The sequence below is a fragment of the Mycobacterium kyorinense genome (genome assembly GCF_001672775.1).
GTDB classification, from domain to species: Bacteria; Actinomycetota; Actinomycetes; order Mycobacteriales; family Mycobacteriaceae; genus Mycobacterium; species Mycobacterium kyorinense_A.
Genome location: NZ_LZKJ01000144.1, coordinates 51,969 through 64,717, shown reverse-complemented (window position 1 = coordinate 64,717; position 12,749 = coordinate 51,969). Strand labels below are relative to the sequence as shown.

The 12,749-nt window shown below is 65.9% G+C and carries 9 protein-coding genes; 4 read left to right on the top strand and 5 right to left on the bottom strand.

Translation table 11 applies throughout. The annotated features are described in order from the left end of the window. Positions 1–4: 4 nt before the first annotated feature. The 4 genes from A5707_RS15980 to A5707_RS15965 all read left to right on the top strand — a co-directional run bounded on the left by A5707_RS15980 (position 5) and on the right by A5707_RS15965 (position 5,782). Positions 5–1,687 (top strand): hypothetical protein, encoded by a 1,683-nt coding sequence (locus A5707_RS15980; RefSeq protein WP_065015424.1) that lies wholly within the window; start codon positions 5–7, stop codon positions 1,685–1,687. An 89-nt stretch (positions 1,688–1,776) separates the two neighbouring features. Next, positions 1,777–3,276: a polysaccharide biosynthesis tyrosine autokinase gene (locus tag A5707_RS15975; RefSeq protein ID WP_065015423.1), complete on the top strand. Its 1,500-nt coding sequence runs from the start codon at positions 1,777–1,779 to the stop codon at positions 3,274–3,276. Beyond that, positions 3,273–4,682, top strand: a complete 1,410-nt coding sequence (locus tag A5707_RS15970; protein ID WP_065015422.1) for an O-antigen ligase family protein — start codon at positions 3,273–3,275, stop codon at positions 4,680–4,682. Before A5707_RS15975 ends, A5707_RS15970 begins: the two co-directional genes overlap by 4 nt. A 5-nt stretch (positions 4,683–4,687) precedes the next feature. Continuing rightward, complete coding sequence (locus tag A5707_RS15965; RefSeq protein WP_065015460.1) at positions 4,688–5,782, top strand: glycosyltransferase family 4 protein; 1,095 nt, start codon at positions 4,688–4,690, stop codon at positions 5,780–5,782. Here the strand turns inward: A5707_RS15965 and A5707_RS15960 are convergent. The 5 genes from A5707_RS15960 to A5707_RS15940 form a co-directional block, all read right to left on the bottom strand. Then, the gene (locus A5707_RS15960; protein WP_197495341.1) at positions 5,697–6,797 is read right to left on the bottom strand and encodes a glycosyltransferase family 4 protein; all 1,101 of its coding nucleotides are present in this window, start codon (positions 6,795–6,797) and stop codon (positions 5,697–5,699) included. The genes A5707_RS15965 and A5707_RS15960 overlap by 86 nt on opposite strands. A gap of 11 nt (positions 6,798–6,808) precedes the next feature. After that, positions 6,809–7,876, bottom strand: a complete 1,068-nt coding sequence (locus A5707_RS15955; protein WP_065015421.1) for a class I SAM-dependent methyltransferase — start codon at positions 7,874–7,876, stop codon at positions 6,809–6,811. Continuing rightward, positions 7,873–9,132, bottom strand: coding sequence for a class I SAM-dependent methyltransferase (locus A5707_RS15950; protein WP_065015420.1), 1,260 nt, complete (start codon positions 9,130–9,132; stop codon positions 7,873–7,875). Before A5707_RS15950 ends, A5707_RS15955 begins: the two co-directional genes overlap by 4 nt. 90 nt (positions 9,133–9,222) lie before the next feature. Next, entirely contained in the window at positions 9,223–11,238 is a 2,016-nt protein-coding gene (locus A5707_RS15945) for a glycosyltransferase (protein ID WP_065015458.1), read from the bottom strand. After that, positions 11,238–12,743, bottom strand: a complete 1,506-nt coding sequence (locus A5707_RS15940) for a flippase (protein ID WP_082969499.1) — start codon at positions 12,741–12,743, stop codon at positions 11,238–11,240. Before A5707_RS15940 ends, A5707_RS15945 begins: the two co-directional genes overlap by 1 nt. Between the last annotated feature and the right edge of the window lie 6 nt (positions 12,744–12,749).

The following is a 12,749-nucleotide window of genomic DNA, read 5'->3' as shown; positions in this document are numbered from 1 at the left end:
AACGATGATTCGCCGGATCCGTGACATCACCGGAGTCGTCGTGGTGTGCGCGGTGCTGGCCGCAATGGGTGGGTGCGGTGCCGCCCGACGTGACGGTCCGCTGGCTGCCACGAGCGCTCCGCCGATACCACACACCGTGCAGGAGATGGCGAACCCGCTGCGCGGGCAGTACGAGGATCTGCTGAAACCACTTTTCCCCCAAAGCAACCCGGCACAGCGGCGTTACCGGCCCTGGCCCACGTCGTACGACGCCAGTTTGCGCGTGTCCTGGCGGCAGCTGCAGCCGACTGACCCGAACACGCTCGGGCCCGATGCGCCCGATGACCTCAAATACGACTTCAGCCTGATCGACGACACGCTGGCGCAGCTGGCCGGCCGCGGCGTCCGGCTGACGCTGCGGGTGTACTCCTACAACTCCTGCTGTGATGCCGTTTACCCGGACAACACCAACGTCGCGATACCGGACTGGGTGCGCGGGCTGCCCGGAACGACCACCACTTACCCCGCGTCGACGAGCGGCCCCGGCGCGCAAGCGGTTACGCAAGTCGTACCGAACTGGAACAGTCCCGAGTATCTGGCCGGATTCGAGCAGCTGCTGGCGGCGCTCGGCCGCCGCTACGATCGCGACGAACGGCTGAGCGTGTTCGAGTTCTCCGGGTACGGCGACTTCAGCGAGAACCACAACGCTTACCTGCGTGACGCGCTGGGCACGCCGGGGCCGACGCCGGAAGACAGCATCACGGCACTCGGGTATTTCAGCCAGTTCCGCGACCAGAACGTCACCAAGGCCTCCATCCAGCGGCTGGTTACCGCGAACGTCGACGCTTTCCCACACACCCAGCTGGTGGTCACCCCGCAGAATCCGGAGATCGTTCGCGAATTGTTCGCCGACGACGTCACCGAAAAGCTGGCCGCACCAGTGGGCATCCGGTCGGACTGCCTGGGTGTGTATGCGCCATTGCCGGTGTGGGCGGAGTCGGACAAGTCCTACTATGTGCAGTCCGACGACCCGCTGGTCAACCGATTCCGCGAACGGCTGTCCGCGGCACCGGTGATCACCGAGTGGTGTCAACTCCCGGCGGGGACCAACCCCAAGGACTACTACCAGAAGGGCCTGAGCGACGTCGTCAAATATCACGTGTCGATGACGTCGAGCATCAACTTCCCGGATGCGGCAGCGTCCGCTGCCATGGACCCGGCGTTGTACGCACTGTGGTGGAAAGCCAACGTGTTCGCCGGCTACCGGTATTCGGTCGAAGCCAGATCGGGGTCTGAGACGCTCCGCAACGGGGTGGCATCGATCGCAGTCGGCTGGACCAACCACGGCTCGGCCGCCGCCACCGAAAAATGGGTGCCCGGCTACCGCCTCATCGATTCCTCTGGTGCGGTGATCCGCATGCTGCCGTCGACCGTAACGTTGCAAACCCTGGTTGGCGATCACTCCGGCGACGAGCCGGTCCCGGCGTCGACGACCGAGTCGGTAGATGTCGAGGTGGCCGGCTTAGCGCCGGGTCATTACACGTTGCAGGCGGCGGTCGGCTGGCAGCAACACAAACCGGGGGCTTCTCACGTGGTCGACTACCCGCCCATGCAGTTGGCACGGGACGGACGCGACAGCTCGGGGTGGTACCCGGTCGCGTCGGTTGACATCCCGATCAGCGCGCTGAGCACCGCAACCAACCCCTGACGAGTGCGACGTAGGGTTTGCGATTCCCATAGATATTAGACACAATGCTAGGGCATTCGCGTGTACGCGAACTGCGAGAGAGGTTATCGGTGGATTTCCGTACCTTTGCCCGGACAATGGCCAGGCATTGGAAGCTTGTCGCGGGCGCGTTGCTGGCGTGCCTGGTGGGCGCTGCCGCCGTCACGGCCTTCCAGACGAAGAGCTACGAATCGTCGGCCACCATCTTGATCTCGTTCTCCGGCGAAACGAACCTCGGCGACGTGTACCAGGGGACCGAAGCGGTCCAGGAACGGCTGTCGTCCTACGCCCAGATCGCCGGCGGGCACGCGGTCGCGCAGCGCGCGGTCGACGAGTACCACGCCCCGACCACTGCCGATGCTCTGGTGAGCCAAACTCACGTGTCGTTCACGCCGAAATCCATGTTGTTCACCGTCACGGTGCAAGACACAGACCCCAAACGGGTCGCAGCACTGGCCACCGCGATGGCTGACGCGTTCGCCGCGATGGTCCCTACGCTCGGCGCGGACCCGCCTCCGCCGCCGCCTCCAGTTCCGTTACCAACCCCGGTGGCACTTCCTTCCGAGCTGAACAGCGAAGAGTCTTCGGACGCAACGTCCCTCGAGTCGACCCAGCGAGCCGGTGTCGCGCAGCCGGCCCCACTGCCGGCGCCGCTGACGGCACCGCTACCGGTGGTGCGGGCGACGGTGATCGAACGACCCGGCATCCCGGATTTTCCGATCAAGCCCGTGCCGATGCGCAACATGGCCATGGGCCTGGTGGCCGGTCTGTTGCTGGGCATCGCCGTAGCGCTCACTCGCCAGGCCGCCGACCGCACCGTGCGTGACCGCGAACAGCTCGAAGAGCTTTCCGGCGCACCGACGCTGGCCGAATTGCCCGGACGCCGCAGCGGGGCCTTACGATTCGGCGCCGACGGAGCGTTCGACGACGCGATGCGCAGCTTCCGGACCCGGCTGCTGCGGGTGATGGGGCCCGAAGCGCGCCGGGTGCTGGTGGCAGCACCATTCGGCGGCGAGGGCAGCACCACAACCGCGTTGAATCTGGCTCTGTCATTCCTTGAGCTCGGCGAGACGGCGCTGCTTGTCGAAGGTGACGTGCGCCGGCCCGTCCTGGCCGGGTTACTGAACGTCAAGTCGGGAATGAGCCTGGCCAATGTGTTGGTCGATCCTGCCACCGCCCTCGACGCTGTCCGCGCGACACCCGTCGAGGATCTGTTCCTGCTCGCGGCGCGGACTGCTCGCGGTGACGAGACCTTGCCCCGCAGTTCGCAATTGCCGCAGGTGCTGCACGGCTTGTCGACACATTTCGGCAGGACGGTCGTCGACGGACCGCCGGCCCTGGCCACCGCTGACACCGGATTGCTGGCCGACGCAGTAGAAGTCACCGTGCTGGTCGTACGGGCAGGACGCACCACCATCGACGAAGTCAAAGATGCGCTGCATGCGCTGCGCACGGCCGGTACCGACGTCGTCGGCACGGTGTTGACCGATGCCCGGATACCACGGCACACCCGTGCGGCGATTCATGCCTATTGGCGTAAGCCCCACCGGGCCAGGCTGCGCTCGGTGTGATCCTCTACGCCACCCGCCGGCAGCAGCTGGCCATGACTACCGGCATGCGGGCGGCATTTCTGTTCGGCTGCTTCATGTTCGGCGTGTTCTCGGTGCGCAACACCACCCAGGGGGTGTTGCTGATCGGCGCGACCTTCTGCCTGGTGCTGTACTGGACCAAGCCCGAGATGATGGGCTGGGTTGCACTGTTTTTGGGATGTGCGTCGCTACCCCAGGGCCTGCCTCCCGGCAAAGTGATCGGTCCGCTGACCATCTACGGCCACCATGTGCCGTTGCTGCTTGGCATCTGTTACCTGATCCCGATCGTGCGGCTGCGGCTATCCACGTTTGCGCTGCCGTTGATGTTCCTGGGCACCGTTTTCTTCTTTACCGCGGCCGGATTCGCCACCGGCCATGCCCCTGCCGCGGTGCTGCACGAAGCGACGCTGCTGCTGGAAATGGTCGGCGGATTCGTACTGGCGCTGCTCCTGGTGTACGGGGGCTACATCAGCGGAACCGTTCGGGTGGTCGCCGTGACGCTGTGGCTGTCGGCGGGCATATCCGTGCTGAGTTCCCTGCACGTCATCCGCTTGGCCGGCCGGGCCGAAAGCCTGGAAGGAACCACCGGCGCCGCGGAAGCCACCCGGGTGATCACCAACACCCTGACGCCGGCCATCGCCGTACTGGCCACCCTGGTGGCCGCGCAGATCGTGGGGCGGGTGCGGCCCGGGGTTGTTCTCGCGCTGGGCCCCCCTGCGCTACTCATCCCGTTGTTGGCGTTCTCGCGTAACACGCTGATCGCAGTCGGATTGGCGGCCGTTGTCGCCTTCGGCACCAGCAACAGTTGGTCGGCGTTGCGACGCACGGTCAAGCTGACGTCGATCAGTGTGGCGATCTTTGCCGTGACGGTGCCCGGGGCGCTGTTTCTGTTGCAGCATTCAACCGCCGGGGCCTGGCTCGGCGATCAGTTTACCGCGTTCAATCATCGTGTGCTTGGCGGGGTTTCGAGCAGCGCACTGGCCGCGGACTCCTCGACCCAGGCCAGATTGGCCGAAGATGCCAACCTCTACCGTGCGATCGGCCAAGCACCGCTATTCGGTCACGGGCTGGGCTACGCCTATCAGCAACCATTCGGAAAAGACCCCGACGAGTTCACCGCCACACTGGGTACCACCTACTCGCACAACTTCTATCTGTGGTGGCTGTGCAAGGCCGGAGCGGTCGGAATGGCCGCATTCGCGATGTTCGCAGTGGTGCCCGTCGTCCAGGCGCTGCGCCGCGCGTCGGCGCCGGCGAAGATCAGTGCGGCGGTCAGCATTGGACTGCTGGCGATGTGCGTCGTCGACCCCCTGCCTGAGGACCCGGCCAACGCCCTGACGCTCGGCATGGCGTTGGGATCGGCGATGGCGTTCGGGATGTCGCGGTGACGGACATGGCAGACCGGCTGCGGGTACTGGTGGTCGGCCCGGCGCCGGCCGGTGCGCTGAGCAGGGGCGGCATGGCAACCGTGGCTGCGATGATGGCGGCACATCCCGACGACCGATTCGCGGTTACGGTCGTACCGACGTACGTGGACGGTCCGCTGCACCGGCGGCTGGCGACTGGTGTGCGTGGAATGCTCTGCGCCACTTGGGTGCTGTTGTGCCGGCGGGCTGACGTGCTGCACGTGCACCTCGCGCATGGCGGCAGCGTCGTGCGCAAAGCGCTACCGTTGGCTGCGGCGCGGCTGGCCGGTGTTCCCGCGGTGGTGCACGGACACAGTTATGACTTCGGTGGCTGGTTCGACCGCCTGCCGCACGTCGCAAAGCATGTGGTGCGCCGCCTACTGGTCGCCGATCAGTGGCTGGTGCTGGGCAAGCGTCACATCGAGGAATACGCCTACCGACTACAGCTATCCGATAGACGAATCGATGTGTTACCCAACGCCGTTCAGATCCCCGACGTCGCAGTCAACCAATCCGGGGACGAGTCGGTGCATGCCGTGGCTGTCGGGCGGTTAGGGGAGCGTAAAGGCAGCTATGACGTGATTGCCGCCATCGGTGTGCTCGACGAGGCGGTGCGGGCCAGACTGCGCGTGACGTTGGCCGGCGACGGCGACGTCGAGCAGGTTCGAGCCGCGGTCGCCGCAGCCGATTTGACGGGCCGCATCGACGTGCCGGGCTGGATGGACTCGGCGGCGCGAGACGAATTGCTTGGCAGCGCTCATATTTTCCTGCTTCCCAGCCGCGACGAAGGCCTCCCGATGGCGCTCCTGGAAGCGATGGCCTACGGGCTGGTGCCGGTGACGACGACGGTCGGCAGCATCGGCGAGGTCGTCACCGACGGCCTCACCGGTGTCGTGGTGCGGCCCGGATGCCCCGCCGAAATTGCCGATGTGCTAACCGCATTGGTGGATGACGACACGCTACGGGCGCGCCTGGGCGTCGCCGCACGCGGCCGCGCTAGGCACTTCGGGCTGGATGGCTGGTATGAGCGGTTGGGGCAACTGTGGATGCAACTCGCCGGTGATCGGCCAGTACTTCGGTGATGACGTCGATCAGCTGATCGGCAACGCGGTCAACGCTGTAGCGCAGGGTGTAGTGGCGTGCCGCTGTGCTGCCCAGTCGGACCGCCGCAGACGGATCAGCCAGAACATCGAAAGCGGCGGCCAGCCCGTCGACGTCGTCGACGCCGATCGGCGGGCAACCCGGCGGCTGATACTCGGTGAGCCCGCCGATATTCGAGACAATCGGCATGACGCCCAGTTGCATCGACAGCACTTGGACACCGCTTTGCGAGGCACGCCGGTAGTGCGCGACAGAGCCTTTCGCGGCGGCCAGCGTGCTCACCACGTCGGCATAGCGGTACGGCCCGGGCCGCCACCGGATGTGCCTGGGCAGTGTGCGCTGAATCCCGAGACCGTCGCCGATGAGGACCAAATCGTCGCCGTGCCAAGCGTCGCCGGTGACGTGTCGCTGCCAGGCTTGCAGCACCACGTCGAGGTTCTTGTAGGGATTGAGTCGGCCGATCATCACAAAGTCGCGGCGGCCGTCGGGGCGCACGAGGGGCGGCGTCAAAGCCGGATCGAGGTCACTGGTGAGCGGCACCACATGCATCCGGGTGCCGGCCGTGTCGCGCCGGGCGGCGACAGCGCACGCGACGTGCTGGCTGTAGGTGATGGTGGCCGCCGATCCGGCGCCCCAGCGGTCGAACACCGCACGCTCATAGGCCGGACGCTGTTCGACGGCGTCGTGCGGCTGGTCGTCGTGGACCAGCTGGACGCGGGGAGCCCGGCCGGCCAGAGCAATCCAGCGTGGATCGCGCACCAACTCGGTGATCACGACGTCGGCGCTGTACCGGCGGATGCGGCGCCACGCCGCGAACCAGGCCGGCCATGTGGCGGCAGTGCGAAATCGCGGGTCGAGCACCAGCTCGTAATCACGGGCGGTGTCGGACTCCGGGTGCTGGTCGGAGGTCACCAGCAACACCTCAACTCCGCAGCGCCGCAGTGCTTCGGCCTGCACGCGTGCGAGCGGCCGCATCCACGGCGAAAGCCAGAGCACCCGGGGAGCTTTCACAGCACCGTCCAACGTCCATCGAGCTGCGGATAGTGTTGTCGCACCTCGTCGTACAGGTCCGGAAGAGTCAACAGCACGCAATCGGGGTCGGCCGAGATCAGCTCCTGCGGTGAGATGACGGCGATATCGGTTCCGGGAATTCGGCGGCCGTGCTTAGCGGGAGACGCGTCGGCGATCGCTGAGATCAGCCGCTGGTCGATACCGGCGATGCTGAACAGCGAAGCCACGCGTGAGCCCGCACCATACCCGTACACCGAACGTTCATTGTTCGCCTGGGTGGCCAGCCAGCCGCGCAGCCGTGCAACCTGACTCTCGACCGCCAGCTGCAGTGACTCGAGGGCGGTGGCAGAGGTCAGTCTGCAGTCCAGCTCGCGCTTCAGGATCGCCTTCACAGAATGGTCCGGCTCGATGCGGCCGTGCACAGCGGCAACCAGGACGGTGCCGCCGTACAAGTCGAACTCCCATGCCGTCGCCACGCTCATCCCGACCGCATACAGCAGCCGGGTCAGCGTCGTCAGTGAGTAATAAGCGAAGTGGCCGTGACGCAACGTGTTCCACTGCCCCTGGTCGACGATCGTCAACAGTGAGTGAAATTGCAGCAGCAGCACTCCATCGGACGCGGTGGTTGCGGCGCGGAGCTCGAATGCCGACCGCTGGTCCCGCTCGTGCATGATGCCGAACGAGTCGAGCACGACATCCGCGGTTTCGCCGACCCGGAACCCCCGGTCGGCCAGCAGCGGCAACCATGTTCCGCCGTGTGGGCTGCCGAACTCGCGTACGGTGTCGCCCCGCAGCCAGCCCGCTTCGGCGACGTGTCGTACCGCTTCGGCGGCCTGGTCTCTCAGCGCTTGCGGCTCCACGCCGCGTGGCTCGGCCGCCACCGTATCGTCGTACGCTAGTTGGGCAAGCCCGCAGCGCAAGCACAGGTCCATCGCCAACGGATGCGACGACTCCTGCGGGCTCACCGGCATATCCGCGGACGGAAAGTCGTCTGCCGCCGGCACTTTCCCCAGGTCGAGAACGCGCTGCAAAATGCTGGCGCCACAGCCTCGGCAGCGGCTCACGGCGACATCGACCAATGGTGCTTGCTGCCGGCGAAGATAGCGCTGTGCAGTGTCGGAAGCGGGAAGACCAGTTGCCCGCCCCAGTCGGCGATGTAGCCCAGCTGCTCGGTCAGCTCGGTTTCCAGGTTCCACGGCAGCGCCACAACCACGTCCGGTTGGTCCTTGGCGATCAGCTCGGGCTGGTGGATCGGGATCCGTGTGCCCGGTGTGAAGCGGCCGTGCTTGTACGGGTTACGGTCGACGGTGTAGTCGAGCAGATCGCTGCGAATTCCGCAGTAGTTGAGCAGCGTGTTGCCCTTGCCCGGTGCGCCGTAGCCGACGACGTGCTTGCCGTCGGCGCGGCACTGCAGCAGGAACCGTAACAGCTCCTGCCGGACCTCCTCGGCCCGCAGGCGCAATTGCAGATATCCCTGCACGCCATGCAATCCCGCTGCGTCCTCGATGCGCAGCACTTGGGCCACCCGCGCGGTTGGTGGCCCGGCTGCCGCGGCGGGGCGAGCCCACACGCGGATCGAGCCGCCGTGGGTGGGTATGAGTTCGACGTCGACGACAGCCAGCCCCGCTGTGGCCAACGTACGAGTCGCCGAAAGCAGTGTGTAGTACTGAAAATGCTCGTGATAGATCGTGTCGAACTGGCCGAAAGCGATCAGGTTCAACGCGTGGTGCACCTCAATGCTGAGCCATCCGTCGTCGGCGAGCAGTCCGCGCAGGGCCTGGGTGAAGCCCAGCAGATCCGGGATGTGTGCGTAGACATTGTTAGCGACGAGCAGGTCGGCGGGTCCGTGCTCAGCACGAATGGTGCTTGCCAACTGCTCATCTAAAAACGCCGACATCGTCGGCACATTGCGGCCGGCAGCGGCGGCGCCGACATTGACCGACGGCTCGATTCCCAGACAGCGGACGCCGGCGGCTACGGCATGTTGCAACAGGTAGCCGTCGTTGCTGGCGACCTCGACCACGAACGACGTTGGCCCAAGGCTCAGTCGTTCGACGGCTTCGTCGACGAAAGTCTTCGCGTGCCGGACCCAGCTATCGGAAAACGACGAGAAGTAGGCGTATTCGGTGAAGGTGTCTTGCGGTGTGATCAGCGCGGGAATCTGCAGCAGCAGGCAGTTTTCGCACAGCCGCAAGTGCAGCGGAAACGTCTGCTCGGGTAGGTCGAGCTCGTCGGCGGTGAGGAACTTTTCGCAGGGCGGGGTCGCCCCGAGATCCAGGATGCTGACGAGTTGGTCGGAATCACACAGGCGACAACGCATGCAACCCTCGATTCGTAACGTGGTGGCCCGCGGCGCATCCTCGTGAACCAGTTCTCGCCGGACCGGCGCCGATGATCACCACTTCGTACATCACAACACCGCTTCAATCGCTTCGAGATAGCTGTCGGTCATTGCGGCCACTGTGTAGCGGCCGCGCATGCGCTCGAAGCCGCGGCGGCCGATCGCCGCCAACGACTCGGGCTGCGCCAGGATTTGGCCCAACTGATCGCGCCAACCCGCCACCGTCACCGGCTCGACGACATAGCCGGCTTGTCCGTAATCCAGCATTTCGGGGACCGCGCAAACCCCTGAGGCGGCAACGGGAACCGCACGCGCCATCGCTTCCAAAATCACCAGCGGGAAAGCCTCTGAGCGGCTCGGCACACAGAGCAGGTCGGCCTCGGCCAGAGCAGGGCCGGGTCCGGGCGACCAGCCGCGCCACCGTACCCGGTCGCGCAACGCCGTGGGAGTGTTGGCGCGCAGCCGGTCTCGATCGGGGCCGTCGCCGAAAATCGACAGCGTCCACGGCATATCCACCAACGCCGAGAGCGCCTCGATCAGCAGATGGGGGTTCTTGTGTTCGACGATGCGCGAGAGCATCACCAGATGCAGCGGCTTGCCGGGGACGCGGATCCGCCTTGTCGGCTCATCGGGTGTGGTGACACCGTTGGGTGCTACGAAGCTCCGGCTCCCGAGCCGATGATATCGGTTGAGCATGTCCCAATGCCGCTGCGCCAGAACGATGAAGGCATCCGCTCGGCGCATCGCCGCAGTCAGTGGTCGGGAGTAGATGGGCCGGTCCGGTTCCGGGGGGATGTGCGGTGCGACCAACCAGCGCCGACCGCGGCCGGCGGCCCGCCACAACGTCGCGAAGCCGGTTTCGGTGTTGGTGTCGCCGCTGATCACCACCGCCTGCCCGGCGGGGATATCGAGGGCCGGCGCCCACCAGGGTTGACGCACTACACGCACGCTGTGTGGAATGTCTCTGATCAGCGGCCCGAACCGCTGCATGCAGGCCAGGGTGACCGAATAGCCTCGCCGGTCCAATTCGGCTGCCAGCAACGCCTTTTGTCGCTCGGCGCCGCCGTACACCAGGCGGTTGGTGGTGATCACAATCGACGGCCGCGTTGTGCGCCGGCCGCTGCGCAGGGTTCTGCGGACACTACGGTTGGACCGCTGCAACCTGTCCAAAACCGTTGTCCCGGCCAAGTAGACGTCCGCGTGGTGGACGCTGTGTTGGTGTTCGAGTAGCAATGCGGCGTGGCTGCGCAACAGGTCATGGTTGCGGCGCCGTTCGATGGACGAAACCGGGCCACCATGCGTCGCGCCAGGACCGGCGGCTGATGCGCCGACCGCCGGCGACCCGTGGTCGACGCCGATTTCGTCGGCCAGCAGAATCCGCCAACCCGCCGCCCGGGCACGGGCCTGCCAATCGGCTTCTTCGCCGTAGAGGAAGAACTCTTCGTCGAAGCCGCCGATCTCGTTCCAGGCCGCCCGGTTGATCGCCAGGCAGGCGCCCCCGATGTAGCCGTCGATGCTTTCCGCTTCGGCAGGCTGACGAGCGTAGAGGTGTGAAAGTGGCGTGCCACGTAGTGCATTGGAGTAGCCGGCGGCCCCCACCAACGCACGGACCAGTGTCGTGTGGCGGGTCGCCATGTCCCACGCCGCCGGTCCCGGTGCGGCGGTGTCGCGCACCATCGGCGAGACGGCAGCGACGTTCGGTCGGCGCAGCAACTCCCGAGTGCGGGTCAACGGTCCCAGCAGGCGGGCATCGGGATTGAGGATCAACAGGTCGGTGTCGGGCGGGGTGTGTTCCACCAGCGCGTTGAAGGCGGCAGCGAAGCCGAGGTTCACCGGACCGATCACCCAGTGCACGCTCGGGTGGCGGGCAGCGAGTTCTTCACGGCCGGGGTATCCGTCGCCGCTGTTCTCGTACACGTAGATCGCTAGCCCGGCAAGATATTCGCCGATACTGGCGAGGCACTTTTCCAGCAGATCATGGCTCTTGTACGTCACGATCAGCACCGCCAGAGGGCGGTTCGCCGGCAGCGGCGCGGGGTCGCCGTGGGGCCGTTTGAGATATGCCCGGTTGAGTTCGTCAACCATCAGCGCCACTCCTCCTCATCACTTCGTTCTGCATCGTCGCGGCGCGAACCATCAGCGCCACTCCTCCCGCGCATCGAACTCACCGTTGACCAGTCGACCGGGCCCGCGGTCATGCTGACCGCCAGGTACGTCGCGGCGGCCGCGGTAATGACAAGCACCACATGCTGTCCGGTCAGCAGCAACACCGCCACGACGCTGGCCGCTGTGGGAACGAGTACCCGCAGCAGGAACGTCAGCGGTGTGCGGTAACCGCATTGGCGCTGCAGCCACCAACTGGCGACCACCAGGCCGAACAGTTCGGTGCACACCAGCGCCACACCCGCTCCGACAGCACCGAACCTGCTGTCCAGCATGAAGTTCAGGGTCACGTTGACTGCCAGCGTGGCGATCGCCAGCCGAAACAGGAATCCCTGGTGGTGGCAGGCGAACAGGCCCTGACTCAGGGTGCTGGTGACGAACCGCAGCGCTGCGGCGAGAAACAACAACGCCAGCGTCGGCGCCCCGCGGCCGACGAACGCCCGATCGCCGAATAATCCAATCAAGGGTCCGGCCAGTAGTGCTCCGACCACCGCGATCGGCATGGCCACGAAGCACATGAGTTCGACGCTGCGGCGCATGAAGGCGGCGAACGCAACGACATCGCGGGAAAATCGTTCGGTGGCCGTCGACAGCGTCGACTTCAAGAAGAACGTCGAGACGATCGCGGTGTTGCCCGCGATCGTGTAGGCCAGCCCGTACACGCCCACTTCGGCATGAGTGCTCAGCACCGACAGGATCACACCGTCGGTGCGCCAGTAGAGGATTGCCAGTACCGCTACTCCGATGGGCGCCAGGCTTTCCCGAAGTAGATCAGCGACCTCCCTGGCGGAGAAGATCGGTCGCAGTGAGATGTGCCGCGCCGCTGCGACGCCTTGAATCAGCAATTGCAGCGCGGGTGGGATGAGTTGGGCGACCGCGAACCAGATGACGTCGGCGCGTACCGCTATCAAAATGCTGACCATGGTCAGCGTGCCCAGTCGGCCGGCCAGGTCGGAAAACGCCACGGCGAAGAACCGGACGGTGGCCAGAAACACCGGTTCGAAGCGCGTCGTCATCGTCAACATCAGTAGTTGCCCCGAGAGCACGACCAGCATCACCCGCACATCGGCGTCGCGATAGACCAGAAACCCGGACCCGGCGGCCAGAGCGGCCAGTGGAACGCAGCACATCAGCGACAGGCCGCTGTTGAGCCGGACCAGCCGCTCGAGTTCGCCACGGCCCGCGGTGACCCGGCGCACGATGACGGTGCCGATCCCGAGATCGGCCAGACTGCCCCACATTCCGATGAACGCGACCGCGATGGTCAGTTGCCCGTAGCGCGCGGGACCCAGATATCGGGCGGTCATGGCTACCGAGACGACCGATGCCAGCATTCCCAGCGCGCGGCAGATCAGCTGGATCGTAAAAGCGTGAGCGATTCGCGCAGGCGAAGCTTCGGTGTCGGCGCGTAGCATCGGCTCGGGCATAGTCGC